The following is a 16,858-nucleotide window of genomic DNA, read 5'->3' as shown; positions in this document are numbered from 1 at the left end:
GGGCGGAGCTGCCCCGTCACTGCCGGTTTTTCTGTACATTCAAGGGCTTGCGCATAAAGCGCAGGGTCGGCAGGTCTGCCGGCTTGCCGCTGTCACCGAACAGGCCGCAAGATGCGGACCGGTCCGGGGAGTCCGAATTCATGTCCATGTCGTTGAAGCCGTGGCAGTACCGAGGGCAGGTGTTGGCGCTGGCCCTGTGCGGGTTGGTGCTGCTCAGTGCCTGCAAGGACAAGCAGATCGATCCGGACGCGCCGGCGTCCGAGCCGGTCGCGGCCCTGCAACAGCTGGCCCAGCGGGTCGCCGACAACGATCTGGTCGGGTACGCCAAGGCAGCGGTGCCGCCGAGCCAGTACGCACGCCTGCAGGGCGCGTGGAGCCAGGGCCACAGCCGCTGGCCGCTGACCGAGCTGCCGCTGGATGGGCAGTTGCTGCCGATGCTGGCCGCGCTGTCGCGGCCGGATGCGCCGCAGCGGCTGCAGCGCTCGTTCGATACCCAGATCGCCGGCCAGGCGACCCAGGTCCGCCAGGCCGCCCACTCGATGGGACTGTTCGGCGAGCAGTACCTGCGCAACCAGAGCGAGTACAGCGACAGCGAGCGTGCCCATTACACCCAGGTGGTGAACGCGCTGAGCCGCTGGGCTGCCGCCGCGCCACTGACGGACAAGCAGCGGGCCAGGACCACCATCACCCTGCTGACGGCCACCGCGCGCACCGCCGGGCTGTCCACCGATGCGGAGCTGCAGGCGGCCGGCATGGAAGAGAGCCTGCGCCGGCTGAGTCCCTTCATCAAAGCCTTCAAGACGGCCCTGGCCAGCTACGGGCTGTCCCTGGATGAGGCGCTGACCGGGCTGCGCGGCGAGCTGACCTCCGAGCTCGGCGACGACGCCGTGGTGCGCATCCAGTACACGTTGGCCGGCGAGCAGATCGAAGCGCAGGTGCGGATGACCCGGCGCGAAGGCCACTGGTATGTGACCCGCACGCTGGAAGACACCGACGCGCTGCTGCAGGCCGCCGACGCCGCACAAGCTGAACATGACGCCCGCCAGGCGGCCGAGGCAGAAGCCGCTGCAGCGGTCAAGGACGATGCTTCCGCATCGGCTAAGCCATAATGAAGCCGATGCCGAACCAGAATCCCCTGCCTTTCCCCGGCGAAGAGCCGCCCAAGACGCCGGACGCCACGTCCTCGTCGCCCGCTACCGTGCCGTCCGACGGTGCTGCCGCTCCGGTCCCGCCGGTCGCTGGCGCGCCCGCGGAGGCCGTTGCCGTCGATGCGGAGCCGGCGGCCATCGTGCCGTCGGCGATCGTGCCCGGCACCCGCGCGCCCAGCGGCCGCCCGCCGTGGTGGTCGCGCCTGCTTGGCCGCCTGGTCGAGCCGTGGCTGTCGCTGAAGATCGAACCCGAACATCCCGGCCAGTACAACGATGGCCGGCCGGTGGTCTACGTGCTGGAGGACTACGGCCTGTCCAACGCGCTGATCCTGGACAAGGCCTGCCGCGAGGCCGGCCTGCCGTCGCCGCTGGTGCCCATCGCCGGTGACCCGACCGGGCGCAAGCGCGCCTACCTGGCCCTGTCGCGCCGGAGCAGCAGCAACTCGCTGATCCCCGAGCAGCGTGGCGCCAAGACCCACTCCGACTCGCTGGCCAAGGTCCTGCAGGCGCACCGCGCCCGCGGCGAGCTGGACGTGCACCTGGTGCCGGTCTCGATCTTCGTCGGCCGCGCGCCGGACAAGCAGAGCGGCTGGTTCGCGGTGCTGTTCTCGGAAAACTGGGCCCTGGTGGGTCGTTTCCGTCGCCTGCTGGCGGTGCTGCTCAACGGCCGCAGCACGATCGTGCGCTTCGCCCCGCCGATCTCGCTGCGCACCACGGTTGATGAGGGGCTGGACCCCGAGCGCACCGTGCGCAAGCTGCAGCGCGTGCTGCGCACCCATTTCCGCCGCATCCGCGAGTCGGTGATCGGGCCGGACCTGTCGACCCGCCGCCTGCTGGTGGACAAGGTGCTCGACGCGGACACCGTGCGCGAAGCGATCGCCTCGCAGGCCAAGCGCGACAACTCCAAGCCGGCCGATGCCTGGAAGAAAGCCCACGCCTACGCGTGGGAAATCGCCGCGGACTACTCCAGTCCGGTGGTGCGTTCGGCCAGCTTCATGCTCAGCCATGTCTGGAACCGCATCTACGCCGGCGTGCTGGTCCACCACCTGGACAAGTTCAAGGCCGCTGCGCCCGGGCACGAAGTGGTCTACGTGCCCAGCCACCGCAGCCACATGGATTACCTGCTGCTGTCCTACCTGCTGTACGACCGCGGCATCGTGCCGCCGCACATCGTGGCCGGCATCAACCTGAACCTGCCGGTGGTCGGCACGCTGCTGCGCAAGGGCGGTGCGTTCTTCATCCGCCGTTCGATCCGCGGCAACGCGCTGTACTCGGCGGTGCTCAGCGAATACGTGGCGCAGCTGGTCGCCGGCGGTTACTCGATCGAGTACTTCGTCGAAGGCGGCCGCTCGCGCACCGGGCGCCTGCTGCAGCCCAAAGGCGGCATGATTTCGATGACGCTGCGCGCGTTCCTGCGCCAGCCGCGCAAGCCGGTGCTGTTCCAGCCGGTCTACATCGGCTATGAAAAGCTGATGGAAGGCGGCAGCTACCTGGACGAACTGTCCGGTCGGCCGAAGGAGAAGGAATCGATCTGGTCGCTGCTGTGGTCGATCCCCAAGGTGCTCAAGCAGAACTACGGCCAGGTGGTGGTGAACTTCGGCGAGCCGATCGCGCTCAACGACGTGCTCGCCCAGCGTGCGCCGGAGTGGAACGGCCAGCCGGTCGGCGAAGACGAGAAGCCCTCGTGGCTGTCCGGCACGGTGGATCACCTGGCTGAACGCATCCAGGTGCATATCAACGGCGCCGCCGACGTCAATCCGATCAACCTGCTCGCGCTGGCGCTGCTGTCCACGCCCAAGCATGCGATGGGCGAGGCGGACCTGATCGCGCAGATCGAACTGTGCAAGACCCTGCTGGTGGAGATGCCGTACTCGGACCGGGTGACGGTGACCCCGCACTCGCCGGAGCGGATCATCGCCCACGCCGAGGAGATCAACGTCCTCACCCGCATCAAGCATCCGCTCGGCGATGTGCTCAGTGTGAGCGGCGATACCGCGGTGCTGCTGAGCTACTTCCGCAACAACGTCATCCATCTGTTCACCGCCTCCTCGTGGGTGGCCTGCTGCTTCCAGAACAACCGCCGCATGAGCCGCACCGGGCTGGTCCAGCTGGGCCGCACGGTCTACCCGTTCCTGCAGGCCGAGCTGTTCCTGCCGTGGACCGAAGACGAGTTCGCCCAGCGCATCGAGCAGACCATCAATGTATTCGTGCGCGAAGGGCTGCTGCAGAACATCAACGACGACGACGGCGGCATCCTGGCGCGCAACACCGGGCAGACCGATGAAGTCTTCCGCCTGCGTGCGATCGGCCATTCGCTGCAGCAGGCGTTCGAGCGCTATTACATCGCGATCTCGGTGCTGGTGAAGAACGGCCCCGGCACGCTGGGCGCAGCCGAGCTGGAAAGCCTCTGCCAGCAGGCCGCGCAGCGCCTGAGCCTGCTCTATGCGCCGGCCGCGCCGGAATTCTTCGACCGCACCCTGTTCCGCGGCTTCATCCAGAAGCTGCGCGAGCTGCGCCTGGTGTGGCCGGATGAAAACAGCAAGCTGCTGTTCGATGCGCGCCTGGATGCGTGGGCCAAGGATGCGAAGTTCATCCTCGGCCGCGAACTGCGCCACACCATCGAGCGTGTCAGCCCGGAAGCGGCAAAGCCGGAAGAGCCGGTCAGCACGGATTGACGACGGCACGTCGTCGATCCGACGTATCGGACGTATCCGGCCGTATCCGACGCATCGGGCGCACCGGGCGCACCGGGCGCATCCGGACGTATCCGGATCTTGTTGCGTTCGCCAGCAATTCGTAGGTACCGACCGTTGGTCGGTACCCGCGCGCAAGCGCGGCACAAGCGTCCGGAGACCGGGCAACACGGCGTGCCCCGGCTGACCGACGCTGACCACCGTCCGAAGCTTCACGCCAGGGGTTCATGCCGCCGGGAGCAAGAGCAGCCGACCAACGGTCGGCTCTACGCCGGCTCGTCCGGAATCAGCATGTCTTCGAGCTTGGCGATGCAGTCCTTCAGCTGCAGCTTGCGCCGCTTCAGGCGCTTGGCCTCCAGCTCATCGTCGCCGTTGGCGGCCATGCCCAGGATCTGCTCATCCAGCGCACGGTGCTCCTGCCGGAGCGCGGCAAGGCGGGCACTGATATCGGTGGGTGTCATGGTGTCCACAAGCGCTGAGCATACACATCTGCGGTGACCGCCGGGAGTGAACGCAGTCACTTCCCGGCCCCTGTGAGGGTGCGCCCCAGCCGGTAGAATGAAGGGATGAGCGCTGCTGTCATCCGTCTGCCCGATCCCGTTCCGCGCGCCCGCGATCCGCGCGCGCCCGGCGGCGTGCAGGACCGCCTGGCACGGCAGCTGCGGCGCCAGGTGGGCCAGGCGATCGCCGACTTCGGCATGATCGAGGCCGGCGACAAGGTGATGGTGTGCCTGTCCGGTGGCAAGGACAGTTACACCCTGCTCGACATTCTGCTGCAGCTGCAGAAAAAAGCGCCGGTGCCGTTCGAACTGGTCGCGGTGAACCTGGACCAGAAGCAGCCGGGCTTTCCCGAGCAGGTGCTGCCCACCTACCTGGCCTCGATCGGCGTGCCGTTCCAGATCATCGAGCAGGACACCTATTCGGTGGTCAGCCGGGTGATCCCGGAAGGCCGCACGATGTGTTCGCTGTGCTCGCGCCTGCGCCGTGGCGCGCTGTACCGGCACGCGGCCGAACACGGCTTCACCAAGATCGCGCTGGGCCACCACCGCGACGACAGCGTGGCCACGTTCTTTCTCAACCTGTTCCACCACGCCAAGCTCTCGGCGATGCCGCCCAAGCTGCGCAGCGACGACGGCCAGCACATCGTGATCCGCCCGCTCGCCTATGTGAGCGAAGCGGATATCAGCGCCTACGCGCAGGCGCGCGCGTTCCCGATCATTCCGTGCACCCTGTGTGGCAGCCAGGACACCCTGCAGCGCCGCCAGGTGGAGCAGATGCTGCAGCAGTGGGAGCGCGACCAGCCCGGCCGCATCGACCAGATCGCACGCGCGCTGGGCAACATCCATCCGTCGCAGCTGGCCGATCCGGCGCTGTTTGATTTCATGGCATTGGGGCGCGCTGCGGCCGCCCCGTTGCCCGACCCGCCGGCCTGGGCCGGCACTGCCCACGACCCCGGGCACGCCCCCGGCCCGGCCTGAGCCACGCCGGTGCGCCTGCCCTTCCTTTCACGCTCTTACCCTGGACGTCCATGTTCTTTCGCAACCTGACGCTGTTCCGCTTCCCGACCGCCACCGATTTTTCCGACGTGGACACCCTGCTGCCGCAGGTGCTGCTCAAGCCGGTCGGTCCGCTTGAAATGAATTCGCGCGGCTTCATCTCGCCGTTCGGCCGTGAAGAAAAGGCCGTGTTCTCGCACCGCGTCGGCGATGCGCTGTGGCTGACCGTTGGCGGTGAGGACAAGATCCTGCCGGGCGCGGTGGTCAACGATCTGCTCGCGCGCAAGCTCGAGGAAATCGAAGAGAAGGAAGGCCGCAAGCCCGGTGGCCGTGAGCGCAAGCGCATGAAGGACGACCTGCTGCACGAACTGATGCCGCGCGCCTTCGTGAAGAGCTCGCGTACCGACGCGCTGATCGACCTGACCCACGGCTACGTGGCGGTGGACTGCTCGAGCAGCAAGAAGGGCGAGAACATGATGTCCGACATCCGTGGCCTGCTCGGCAGCTTCCCGGCGATGCCGTTGAATGCCGAAGTCGCCCCGCGCTCGATCCTGACCGGCTGGATCGCCGGTGAGCCGCTGCCCACCGGGCTGAGCCTGGGCGAAGAGTGCGAGATGAAGGACCCGGCCGAGGGCGGCGCGGTGGTCAAGTGCCAGCACCAGGAACTGCGCTGCGACGAGATCGACAAGCATCTGGACGCCGGCAAGCAGGTGACCAAGCTGGCCCTGGTGTTCGAGGACAACCTGTCCTTCGTGCTGGGCGACGACCTGATCGTGCGCAAGCTGAAGTTCCTGGATGGGGCGCTGGACCAGCTCGAGCATGCCGACGATGACGGCCGCCGCGCCGAACTGGACGCCCGTTTCGCCCTGCAGAGCGGTGAAGTGCGCCGCCTGTTCCTGCTGCTGGAAGAGGCCTTCAAGCTGAGCAAGGCGGACTGACCGGTACCGATCAGTCCCCAGTCATGCGCCGGTCACGGCCGGCGCTATGCTGTACCCATGTCCGGATTCCTCCGCCGCCTGATTTCGCCGGCTGTCAGCACGCTGCAGCGCGATACGGTACGGCTGCGCCTGGAGGATGCCGAGATCGACGTGCTGCGGGTGCGCGATCCGCGGGCGCGCCGGATCAAGCTCAGTGTCGATGAGCGCGGTGTCCGGCTGACCCTGCCGCCGCGCGCCAGCCTGGTGATGGGCGAGCGTTTCCTCGAGCAGCATCGCGGCTGGTTGTCCGAACAGCTGCGCGGCTACCAGGCCACCAACCTCCCGCCACCGCTGGTGATCGGCGAGCCGGGTGTGCTGCCGTTGCGCGGTGAACTGCTGCCGCTGCGCTGGGAAGCCGGCCGGTACGCCACGCTGCGCGTGGACGAGCGCGGTGCCTGCCTGCACTGGCCCGCACGTGGGACCGACGCCACCCTGCGCCGCACCCTGCGCGAGTTCTATGAAGCACAGACGCGTGCCGACGTCGGCCAGTGGCTGCCGCGCTACCTGCCCGGCCTGCCACGTGCACCGGCGCGGCTGCGGCTGAAGGTGATGTCCTCGCAATGGGGCTCGCTGGCGCCGGACGGCAGCATGGCGCTGGATCTGGCCCTGGTGCTGGGGCGGCCTTCGGCGTTCGAGTACGTGCTGGTGCACGAGCTCTGCCACCTGATCCAGGCCAATCACTCGCCGGCGTTCTGGGCCGAGGTGGAGAAACGCTTCCCGGCGTGGCATGCCGAGCGGGACTACTTCCAGCTCGAAGGGCGCCGCCTCAAGGCCACGCTGCGGCAGCTGCTGACCCCGACACCGTAACGGCCGCGGCAACGCGTGCTCCCACCGGCCGGCACTACCGACGCGGTGGTTCGTCAGTTCCCCATCCGCAACGCGGCCGCCTGCGCCCAGCGCGCCGCCACGCGCGGCGCGGTGATGCACACGGCCTGGTCGGTCACGGTGGTGACCGCGCGCTCCAGCAGCTGGATGTCGGCTTCGTGCTGGCGGGCCACGTGCGGGTCCTCGAAGAAGATCGCGCGCTGGCAATGGCCTTCCAGCACGCGGTCGGCGATCTGCGCATCACCGCCCATCGGGCCGCTCTGGTAGCGCGTCACCCATTCCTCGCCCTGTGGCCAGCCGCGGCTCCACGCCAGTTCATTGAGGCGCTGGCCGGTAGTGCCGGTGCCAACCCGGTTGCGGAAGCGTGACAGCACCTGGAAATGCTCGTCGGCGAAGGCCAGCATCGCCGGCTTCATCGCGTCGTGCGCGATCAAGGCCAGTGTGTGCTGCTCGAAAGCGTGCAGATCATCGGCGCCCGGGTCCGGCGCGAGGCCGGCGTGCAGGCGCTCGACTTCCACCCAGTCGCGCGCGGTGGCGACGGTGGAGATGAAGGGCTTGCCGTGGATCACGCACTGGCGCTTGAGCGCGGTCGCTTCGGGAAAGACCGAGGACGGATCGACCGGGTCCATCAGATAGATGGCACCGTCCAGGGTGCGCTCCGGCGTGCCCATGCCCACCACCTCGGCGACCAGCTTCATCAGGCCGCCCTCGCGCCCATTCGGGTAGCGGCGCAGCGGCGCGAAGTCCTGCAGGAAGCCCAGCCGCTGGATCGCATCGAAGGTGCGCCCGACCGCATGCAGCTCGACGCCCAGTTCGCGCAGCCCGGTATCGCTGGCGCGCAGCCAGCGGAACAACGCGGCGTGCTTGTCGTGGTGGTGCAGGCGGTTCGCGGCCAGGCCGATGCGCATGAGGGCAGTCCAGAGAAAGACCGCGCCAGTGTAATCCGCCCAGGTTGCGGGGAAGCAAGCGTTGAACAGTGATGGAGATCACGCGTCTTCACGCGTTTTCGTAGTTGTTGCATGGTCTCGGGAGGGGCCGTATCCGACAGTGGTGGTCGTCCGTCAATCAGGAAACCCCCTGCCATGACCCTCCCCCCTTCCCCCGCCGTCTCCTCATCTTCGCCAGCCGCCTCGGAGACGGGCCGCCGCATCCGCGCGCTGGCCACGGTGCTGCGCGAGGCGCCCCAGGCCGATGCCGAGGTGCTGCTGGCCGGGCTGGCGCGCATGCTCGATGCGCACATGGGCCGCGGCCACGATGATGTGGTCAGCAACCGCCGCATCCGCGACCAGCTGGACAACATCGAGCTGCTGATGGCACTGGAGATCGAGCGCGCCGGCGTGCGTCGGACGCCGGTACCGGCGGTATCGCGCGCCGCCTGAGCGGCCGCACGCGCAGTACGTGAGGGCCCGGGCGCGAGGCGACGCGCCCGGCCTCGCCTCACCCCGGCATCGCAACGGCGCCGTTACGCCGAGAGCAGCTGCACGATGCTGCCAGCCGCGTCGCGGCCCTCGGCCACGGCCGTCACCACCAGGTCCGCGCCGCGCACTGCATCGCCACCGGCGAACAGGCGCGGGTGGGCGGTCTGGAACGGCAGGCGACCACTGCCACCGGCCACGATGCGGCCGTTGTTGCCTGCCTCCACCCCCTGCTCGGTCAACCAGCCCGGCGCACTCGGCGAGAAGCCGAAGGCGATGATCACCACGTCCGCTTCCAGCAGCGATTCGCTGCCGGCGATCGGCACCGCGTTGCGGCGGCCCTGTGCATCCGGTTCGTCCAGATGCGTTTCCACCACCATCACGCCGATCACTTCATCGTCCGCGCCGGCCTCGATCGAGAGCGGCTGGCGGTTGAACAGGAAGCGCACGCCTTCCTCGCGGGCGTTGGCCACTTCGCGCGCCGAGCCGGGCATGTTGGCCTCGTCGCGGCGGTAGGCACAGGTCACCTTGGCCGCACCCAGGCGGATCGCGCTGCGCACGCAGTCCATGCCGGTGTCGCCGCCGCCGAGTACGACCACGCGCTTGCCTTCCAGGTCGGGCAGGGCGATCTGGTCTTCCCAGCCGGCGATCGGCCGGCCGTGTGCGTCGCTGCCACTGACGATGCGGCTGTTCTGCACCAGGAACGGCAGCGCCGGCAGCACGCCTTTGAGGTCCTGGCCGAGCAGGCCACCATCGGTATAGCGGTAGGCACCGGTGCCGACGAACACCGCGTCGTACTCGGCCAGCAGGTCATCGATGCTCACATCGCGGCCGATCTCCACGCCGAGGCGGAACTGCACGCCCATGCCTTCAAGCACGTTGCGGCGGCGGCTGATCACCGATTTGTCCAGCTTGAAACTGGGGATGCCGAACTGCAGCAACCCACCGATCTGTTCGTAGCGGTCATACACCACCGCCTGGATGCCGGCATGCGCCAGCTTGTCGGCACACGCCAGCCCGGCCGGGCCGGCACCGATCACCGCCACGCGCTTGCCGGTGGCTTCCACCGCGCTCATGTCCGGGCGCCAGCCGGTGGCCAGCGCGGTATCCACGATGTATTTCTCGACGGCGCCGATGGTGACCGCGCCGAATTCCTCCAGCGTGCAGCTGCCCTCGCACAGGCGGTCCTGCGGGCACACTCGGCCACACACTTCCGGCAGCGGATTGGTCGAGTGGCACAGCGTGGCCGCTTCGTGGATGCGGTTCTCCTGCACCAGCTGCAGCCACTGCGGGATCGCGTTGTGCACCGGGCACTTCCAGCTGCAGTAGGGGTTCCCGCAATCCAGGCAACGGCCGGCCTGGAACTGCGCGTCTTCCTTGCCGAACTTGCCATACAGCTCGCCCCAGTCGCCGGAGGTGCGCAGCTCGACCGGAATGCGCTGTGGCATCGTCCGGGGCAGATCAAGGAACTGGAAAGCTTGCTTGCGGCTCATGGGTGGGCCCTGCGGTGATGAGTTGCCGGCCAGCGGCCGGCACTGCAATGTGAGGTTGCCGGCCAGCGGCCGGCACTACAGCGGTGGGATGTGCGGCGCCGGCGTGGGGCCGGCGCCTTGACCCCGGTCAGGCGGCGCGGCGCAGCGAGTCGGTCAGCGATTCGATGCTGGCGGCCTTGGGTTTGACCAGCCAGAACTTGCCCACGTAATCGCGGAACTCGTCGAGGATCTGCTGCGCCCAGATGCTGCCGGTCAGTTCGCGGTGGCGGCTGATCAGCGTATGCAGGTGCTGGCGATGGTTCTCGAAGCCCTCGGCGGAAATGCGGTGGATGTCGATCAGCTCGTGGTTGTAGCGGTCCACGAAATCACGGTCGATATCCAGCACGTAGGCCAGGCCGCCGGTGAAGCCGGCGCCGAAGTTGAGCCCGACCTTGCCCAGTACCAGCACGATGCCGTCGGTCATGTATTCGCAGCAGTGGTCGCCGGCGCCTTCGATCACCGCCAGCGCGCCGGAGTTGCGCACGCCGAAGCGCTCGCCGGCGCGGCCCGCGGCGAACAGCTCGCCGCCGGTGGCGCCGTACAGGCAGGTGTTGCCGATGATCGCGGTGTTGCGCGCCTCGAAGCGTGCGCCACGCGGCGGACGCACCACCAGGCGGCCGCCGGCCATGCCCTTGCCGACGTAGTCGTTGGCTTCGCCTTCCACTTCCAGCTGCAGGCCACCGACGTTGAACGCGCCGAAGCTCTGCCCGGCGGTGCCACGGAAGCGCAGCGTCAGCGGTGCATCGGCCATGCCCTGGTTGCCGTGCGTGCGCGCGATCTCGCCGGACAGGCGGGTGCCGATCGAGCGGTCGGTGTTGTGGATCAGGAAGCGGTGTTCGCCGCCGAGCTTGCCGGCGATCGCCGGGGCCAGCAGGCCATCCATCTGCGTGGCCAGGCTGTCCGGCGATTCGTACAGGCGCTGCGCGGCGCAGTGGCTGCCGGCGTACTCGGCCGGGTTGAGCAGGCGCGACAGATCCACCTTGACGCCCGGGCGCGGCGAGACCGCCAGCTGCTGCAGCAGGTCGGTGCGGCCGACGATCTCGTCCAGCGAGCGCACGCCCAGGTAGGACAACCAGCCCCGCACTTCCTCGGCCAGCAGGCGGAAGAAGTTCTCCACGCGCTCGGGCAGGCCGGTGAAGTACTGCGCGCGCAGGCGCTCGTCCTGGGTGGCCACGCCTGTGGCGCAGTTGTTGAGGTGGCAGATGCGCAGGTACTTGCAGCCCAGCACGATCATCGGCGCGGTGCCGAAGCCGAAGCTGTCCGCGCCCAGCAGCGCGGCCTTGATCACGTCCAGGCCGGTCTTCAGGCCACCATCGGTCTGCAGCAGGGTACGCCCGCGCAGATCGTTGGCCACCAGTGCCTGGTGCGATTCGGCCACACCCAGTTCCCACGGCACGCCGGCATAGCGGATCGAACTGACGGGGCTGGCCCCGGTGCCGCCGTCATGGCCGGACACGGTGATCAGATCGGCGCCGGCCTTCACCACGCCCGCGGCGATGGTGCCGACACCGGCATGGCTGACCAGCTTCACCGAGACCAGCGCGGTGGGGTTGACCTGCTTGAGGTCATAGATCAGCTGGGCCAGATCTTCGATGGAATAGATGTCATGGTGCGGCGGCGGCGAGATCAGGCCGATGCCCGGCTTGGCGTAGCGCAGCCGCGCGATCAGTTCGTTGACCTTGTGCCCGGGCAGCTGGCCGCCTTCGCCGGGCTTGGCACCCTGCGCGACCTTGATCTGCAGTACTTCGGCGTTGACCAGGTACTCGGCGGTGACGCCGAAGCGGCCCGAGGCCACCTGCTTGATCTTGCTGCGCTTCTCGGTGCCGTAGCGCACCGGGTCTTCGCCGCCTTCGCCGGAGTTGCTGCGGCCGCCAAGGCGATTCATGGCGATCGCCAGCGCTTCGTGCGCTTCGGGCGACAGCGCGCCCAGGCTGATGGCGGCGGTGTCGAAGCGGCGGAACAGGTCTTCGGCCGGGGCCACCTGGTCCAGCGGGGTGGGCGTGGGCGCGGCCTTGAGCTGCAGCAGGTCGCGCAGCGCCGACACCGGCCGGCCATGCACGGCTTCGCAGTAACGCTGCCAGTCCGCGGCATCGCCACTGCGCGCGGCGCGCTGCAGGGTCATGACCACGTCCGGGTTGTACATGTGGTATTCGCCGCCGTGCACGTACTTGAGCACGCCGCCCACGTCCGGGCGCAGCAGGTCGTTCCAGGCACGCACGGTGAGCTCGCGGGCTTCGTCATCCAGGCGGGCGAAGCCGACGCCGGCCACGCGCGAGGCGGTGTCCGGGAAGCACAGGTCCACGACCTCGTCATCCAGCCCGACGATCTCGAACAGCTGCGCGCCGCGGTAGCTGGCCACGGTACAGATGCCCATCTTGGAGATGATCTTGGACAGGCCCTTGTAGATGCCCTTGCGGTAGCGGCGGCCGATCTGCGACTGCTCGCCGCCCTTGCTCAGCTGCAGGATGCCGCGCCGGCCCAGGTCGAACAGGGTCTGGTAGGCCAGGTACGGATACACCGCGGTGGCACCGAAGCCGAGCAGGCAGGCCATGTGGTGCGCATCGCGCGCGGTGCCGGTTTCCAGGATCAGGTTGACGTCGCAGCGCAGCCCGGCGTTGGAGAGGTGGTGATGCACCGCGCTGGTGGCCAGCAGGGCATGCACCATCGGCCGGTCGGCCACCGGATAACGGTCGCTCAACAGCAGCATGACGATGCCTTCGCGTGCAGCCGTTTCAGCTTCGGCGCAGATGCGCTCGATGCCGGCCTTCAGGCCCTCGTCCAGGCTGTAGGACAGATCGATCAGCCGGTTCTTGTCGGCGTACTGCTCCATCTTGATCAGCTGGCGCAGCTTGCGCTGGCTGAGCACCGGCGAATTGAGGATGACGTGGTTCACCGTCTCCGCGCCGGCATGGAAGATGTTGGTCTCCTTGCCGAGCTGGGTGGACAGCGACATGACGCAATCTTCGCGCAGCGGATCGATCGGCGGGTTGGTGACCTGCGCGAACGCCTGGCGGAAATAATCATAGAGCGGACGGCTGTGCTGGCTCAGCACCGCCATCGGGGTGTCATCGCCCATCGAGCCGGTGGCTTCCTGCTCGGTCTCGGCCAGCGGGCGCAGGATCTGCTCGACTTCCTCGGTGCTGAGCTGGAACAGCTTGTGGTAGCTGCGCAGGGTGCGCTCGTCGAAGGGCTCTTCCACCAGCGACGGATCGATCAGCTCGGTCTGCAGGTAGGTCACGCCCTGCTGCAGCCACTGCTTGTACGGCGCGCGGCCACGGTTGATGCGGTCGATGGCGTCCGAGTCGAGCAGGTCACCGCGCTTGAGGTCGATGGCCATCATCTCGCCCGGCCCCAGCTTGCCCTTGCGCACCACGCGCTCGGCCGGCACTTCCCACACGCCCGCTTCGGAGGCGACCAGGAAGTGGCGGTCGGAGGTGAGCATCCAGCGCGCCGGGCGCAGGCCGTTGCGGTCCAGGGTACAGGCGGCATAGCGACCGTCGCAGGCCACGATGCCGGCCGGGCCATCCCACGGCTCGCTGTTGAGCCCGTAAAACTCGTAGAAGGCGGCCAGGTCGGGATCCTTGAACTCCAGCGACTGGGTCGCCGGCGGCACCAGGATGCGCAGTGCCTGGATCAGCTCCATGCCGGCGCTGACCATCAGCTCGAGCATGTTGTCCAGGCTCTGCGAATCCGAGCCGTGCATCGAAATCACCGGATCGAACTCGGCGATATCGAAGCGCGGGGTCTTCCACACCTTGCTGCGCGCCTGGGCCCAGCGGCGGTTGCCCTCGATGGTGTTGATCTCGCCATTGTGCGCGAGCATCCGGAACGGATGCGCCAGCGGCCAGCGTGGCAGCGTGTTGGTGGAGAAGCGCTGGTGGAACACGATCGCGCTGGAGGCCAGGTCGTTGCGCTGCAGGTCCACGTAGAAGCGGCTCAGCTTGTCCGGCAGCACCATGCCCTTGTAGCTGATCGCATTCGGGCTGAGCGTGGTGACGTAGTAATCGGCGTGGTCGCGCAGCTGCTGTTCGCTGCGGCGGCGGGCCAGGAACAGGGCCAGGGTGAAGGCAGCCTCGTCCTGCGTGGCACCGGCATCGACGAACACCTGTTCGATATGCGGCAGCGTGTCGCGGGCGAGCTGGCCGCAGACGCTGGGATCGGTGGGCACCGCGCGCCAGCCGACCGGCTGGCAGCCGGCGTCGCGCAGCTGCTGTTCCAGCGTGTCGCGGCAGGCCTGTGCGGCGGTGGGGTCGTGCGGCAGGAACACCACGCCGGCGGCGAACCGCGCGCCAAGGGTGAGGCCAGCCTCGGCGGCGAGCGCGTTGAGAAACACGTCGGGACGGCGCAGCAACAGGCCGCAGCCGTCACCGGTGACACCGTCGGCGGCGACGCCGCCGCGGTGGGTCATGCGCGATAGCGCGGCGATAGCGGTGTCGACCAGCAGTCGGGACGGCTGGTCGTCGAGCTGGGCGACCATGCCGAAACCACAGGCATCTCGCTCATCTTGCGGGTCGTAAAGCCCTTGGCGGTTGCGGGGGGCCATCTCTGCCTCAATGTCGGGTGAGCGGCGACACTCGTCCCCGCTCAATCCGTTGAGCGCATCTGGAGGCACCGGATGACTCGACTAGAGCATAGTTGCTGCAACGCCGCAATACACGGTTGCAGGCGCAACCAAACCCTTGTGTTTCAGGGGTTTCCGCAGTGCCTGTTCAGCCGCAACGGACGCCGGCCACGACGTTCTTGGCATCCACTTCCACGTTCAACCGCTCGCCGATGAACTCCATCGTGGTCATGTCATTGGGCTTGAGCACGCGCAGGCTGCTGGCACCGGCATCCTGCTGGGCCTGGCTGCCGAGCTCGTCGGTGTAGGGCTGGCCGACCAGGCTCTGCACCTGGGTGGCATCGCAGTTGCCGACCGGCGGGGCTTCGGTGGCTTTGCCGGCTTCGTCGGTCGGCGCGGCAGCCGCTTCGGCGGCCTTCTGTGCATCGGTGGCGACCGCTTCCTGTTCGTCCATGGGCGGTGCGCTGCAGGCACCGAGGACCAACAGGGCGGGGAACAGGGCCATCAGCCCGAAAGAACGCCGCAGGCGGCGGAACGACAAGGACGACATCGGTACTCCAGGAAGCGAGCCAGTAAACCGGGGAGGATATCGCCAAGCGCGGTGTGAGGTGTTTGTGTTGCGTTATTGACGCGGTGCCGCACCTGCGGCGGCGACACTGCGCTTCCCTGATCCGCGTCGCGTCCATGAGCCCGAGCCGCACTGTCACCCCCGAAGCCGCCGCTGCCCGCCAGGCCGGCCTGCGTTACGTCAGCGATGAACTGCCCGGCATCGCCCGCCGCAAGGCCGGCAAGGGCTTCGCCTACCGCGATGCCGACGGCGCGGCGGTGCGCGATGCGGCCACCCTGGCCCGGATCCGCGCGCTGGCCATCCCGCCGGCCTACACCGACGTGTGGATCTGCGCGCTGCCCAACGGCCATCTGCAGGCCACCGGCCGCGATGCGCGAGGGCGCAAGCAGTACCGTTACCACGCGGATTGGGCGCGGGTGAGGGGCGATGGCAAGTTCGATCGCATCATTGCCTTTGGTACTGCCCTGCCCACGCTGCGCCGGCGCCTGCGCCGCGATCTGAAGCTGCCCGGCTTCCCACGCGACAAGGTGCTGGCGATCGTGGTGGCGCTGCTGGCACAGACGCTGGTGCGCGTTGGCAATGAAGTCTATGCACGTGACAACCGTTCTTACGGGCTGACCACGCTACGCAACCGCCACCTCGCGCTGGTCAAGGGCGGCCGGGCGCAGATGCGCTTCCGGGGCAAGTCCGGGCAGGCGCATGAGGTGGATGTGGATGATCGCGAACTGGTCAAGCTGATCCGTGGCTGCCAGCAGCTGCCCGGGCAGGCGCTGTTCCAGTATCGCGATGACGATGGCGCGGTCCAACCGGTGGACTCGGGCATGGTCAACGACTATCTGCACGATGCGATGGGCGAGGATTTCAGCGCCAAGGACTTCCGCACCTGGGGCGGCACGCTGGAGGCGATCCGTCAGCTTGCCGTGACCGAGCTGCCCGAACCCTCCAGTGAGCGCGCGCTGGCAGCATTGCAGAAACAGGTGGTATGCGAGGTCGCCAACCTGCTGGGCAACACACCGTCGGTGTGCCGCAAGGCGTATATCGATCCTTGCGTATTCGATGGCTGGCGGGCGGGCTCATTGAAGGCGCTTGCCGGCCTGCGTGGCGAGCGCCAGTGGGAACTGGCCACGCTGAAAGTACTCAAAGCCGCGCGGCGCACTGTCCGGCGTGCCCGCGCGGGATGAGCGTAGCGATCAGCCGCAATAGATCGCGGTGATGTTGTTGGTATTGCCGGTTTCGATGGTCAGCCGCTCGCCACCGCTTTCCGCACCGGTGGTGGATGGCACCGCGCCGCTGGCGGTCGGGCCGCTTTCCAGGCGCTGACCGCGCAGCACGATCACTTCCAGGCTGTCGCTGTCCACGCGCGCCCTTTCGACGGTTGCCGCCGACGCCGCCAGCCCGGTCGCACCGCGGACCTTGTCGATATGGCACTGGCCGGAAATGACGCCGTCGATCGGCTGGACCTGCGCGACGGGGGTGCTGCTGCAGGCGGACAAAGCGAGGACGGCCACAGCCGCGGGCAGGTAACGAAGCATGCGACGCACTCCATGGGAATTGCGCTCAGGGTGCATCGGCGCCCGTATGCAGCGGATGAATCCTCTACACGGTGTGGGCACGCTCCATTCACCGTGCCTGGCCGCCCGGTT

Annotated in this window: 13 protein-coding genes and 1 pseudogene; 7 read left to right on the top strand and 7 right to left on the bottom strand. The window is 68.2% G+C overall.

Annotated elements, in window-relative coordinates; translation table 11 throughout:
- Positions 1-16: 16 nt before the first annotated feature.
- Positions 17-142 (bottom strand): hypothetical protein, encoded by a 126-nt coding sequence (locus OC373_RS14350; protein WP_261997904.1) that lies wholly within the window; start codon positions 140-142, stop codon positions 17-19.
- On the opposite strand from OC373_RS14350, the gene OC373_RS14345 reads away from it, so the two are divergent.
- Both OC373_RS14345 and plsB read left to right on the top strand, forming a co-directional pair.
- Positions 141-1,109, top strand: a complete 969-nt coding sequence (locus OC373_RS14345) for a hypothetical protein (protein WP_070427497.1) — start codon at positions 141-143, stop codon at positions 1,107-1,109. The genes OC373_RS14350 and OC373_RS14345 overlap by 2 nt on opposite strands.
- Positions 1,109-3,823, top strand: coding sequence for a glycerol-3-phosphate 1-O-acyltransferase PlsB (gene plsB / locus OC373_RS14340; RefSeq protein WP_019184120.1), 2,715 nt, complete (start codon positions 1,109-1,111; stop codon positions 3,821-3,823). The genes OC373_RS14345 and plsB overlap by 1 nt, the downstream gene beginning before the upstream one ends.
- A 284-nt stretch (positions 3,824-4,107) precedes the next feature.
- Here plsB and OC373_RS14335 read toward each other — a convergent pair whose 3' ends face one another.
- Positions 4,108-4,311, bottom strand: coding sequence for a DUF465 domain-containing protein (locus tag OC373_RS14335; protein ID WP_026069927.1), 204 nt, complete (start codon positions 4,309-4,311; stop codon positions 4,108-4,110).
- Between the two features lie 96 nt (positions 4,312-4,407).
- Between OC373_RS14335 and ttcA the strand changes: the two genes are divergently transcribed.
- The 3 genes from ttcA to OC373_RS14320 are packed head-to-tail and all read left to right on the top strand — an operon-like array spanning position 4,408 to position 7,121.
- Complete coding sequence (ttcA, locus tag OC373_RS14330; protein WP_070426333.1) at positions 4,408-5,319, top strand: tRNA 2-thiocytidine(32) synthetase TtcA; 912 nt, start codon at positions 4,408-4,410, stop codon at positions 5,317-5,319.
- 50 nt (positions 5,320-5,369) lie between these two features.
- Positions 5,370-6,275 carry a recombination-associated protein RdgC gene (locus tag OC373_RS14325; RefSeq protein ID WP_019184123.1) on the top strand — a complete coding sequence of 302 codons (906 nt, stop codon included), beginning with the start codon at positions 5,370-5,372 and terminating at the stop codon, positions 6,273-6,275.
- Positions 6,276-6,332: 57 nt separating this feature from the next.
- Positions 6,333-7,121: a SprT family zinc-dependent metalloprotease gene (locus tag OC373_RS14320; protein WP_070426334.1), complete on the top strand. Its 789-nt coding sequence runs from the start codon at positions 6,333-6,335 to the stop codon at positions 7,119-7,121.
- A 53-nt stretch (positions 7,122-7,174) separates the two neighbouring features.
- Here OC373_RS14320 and OC373_RS14315 read toward each other — a convergent pair whose 3' ends face one another.
- Positions 7,175-8,047 (bottom strand): methylglyoxal synthase, encoded by an 873-nt coding sequence (locus tag OC373_RS14315; RefSeq protein ID WP_019184125.1) that lies wholly within the window; start codon positions 8,045-8,047, stop codon positions 7,175-7,177.
- Between the two features lie 174 nt (positions 8,048-8,221).
- Between OC373_RS14315 and OC373_RS14310 the strand changes: the two genes are divergently transcribed.
- Complete coding sequence (locus OC373_RS14310; RefSeq protein ID WP_261997903.1) at positions 8,222-8,518, top strand: hypothetical protein; 297 nt, start codon at positions 8,222-8,224, stop codon at positions 8,516-8,518.
- Positions 8,519-8,601: 83 nt separating this feature from the next.
- Here OC373_RS14310 and OC373_RS14305 read toward each other — a convergent pair whose 3' ends face one another.
- The 3 genes from OC373_RS14305 to OC373_RS14295 all read right to left on the bottom strand — a co-directional run bounded on the left by OC373_RS14305 (position 8,602) and on the right by OC373_RS14295 (position 15,152).
- Positions 8,602-10,047 (bottom strand): FAD-dependent oxidoreductase, encoded by a 1,446-nt coding sequence (locus OC373_RS14305; protein WP_070426335.1) that lies wholly within the window; start codon positions 10,045-10,047, stop codon positions 8,602-8,604.
- A gap of 127 nt (positions 10,048-10,174) precedes the next feature.
- The gene (gene gltB / locus OC373_RS14300; protein WP_261997902.1) at positions 10,175-14,629 is read right to left on the bottom strand and encodes a glutamate synthase large subunit; all 4,455 of its coding nucleotides are present in this window, start codon (positions 14,627-14,629) and stop codon (positions 10,175-10,177) included.
- A 166-nt stretch (positions 14,630-14,795) separates the two neighbouring features.
- Entirely contained in the window at positions 14,796-15,152 is a 357-nt protein-coding gene (locus OC373_RS14295; RefSeq protein ID WP_237393594.1) for an I78 family peptidase inhibitor, read from the bottom strand.
- Positions 15,153-15,364: 212 nt separating this feature from the next.
- Between OC373_RS14295 and OC373_RS14290 the strand changes: the two are divergent.
- Positions 15,365-16,396 (top strand): annotated as a pseudogene (locus OC373_RS14290) (DNA topoisomerase IB); the annotation flags it as partial.
- Between the two features lie 9 nt (positions 16,397-16,405).
- Here the strand turns inward: OC373_RS14290 and OC373_RS14285 are convergent.
- Positions 16,406-16,747: a hypothetical protein gene (locus tag OC373_RS14285; RefSeq protein WP_261997901.1), complete on the bottom strand. Its 342-nt coding sequence runs from the start codon at positions 16,745-16,747 to the stop codon at positions 16,406-16,408.
- Positions 16,748-16,858 lie beyond the last annotated feature (111 nt).

Origin of the sequence: Stenotrophomonas sp. Ste96 (assembly GCF_024519495.1) — a bacterium.
GTDB classification, from domain to species: Bacteria; Pseudomonadota; Gammaproteobacteria; order Xanthomonadales; family Xanthomonadaceae; genus Stenotrophomonas; species Stenotrophomonas bentonitica_A.
Note: the sequence above shows the minus strand (reverse complement) of the source record. Positions and strands in the feature narration are given on the sequence as shown.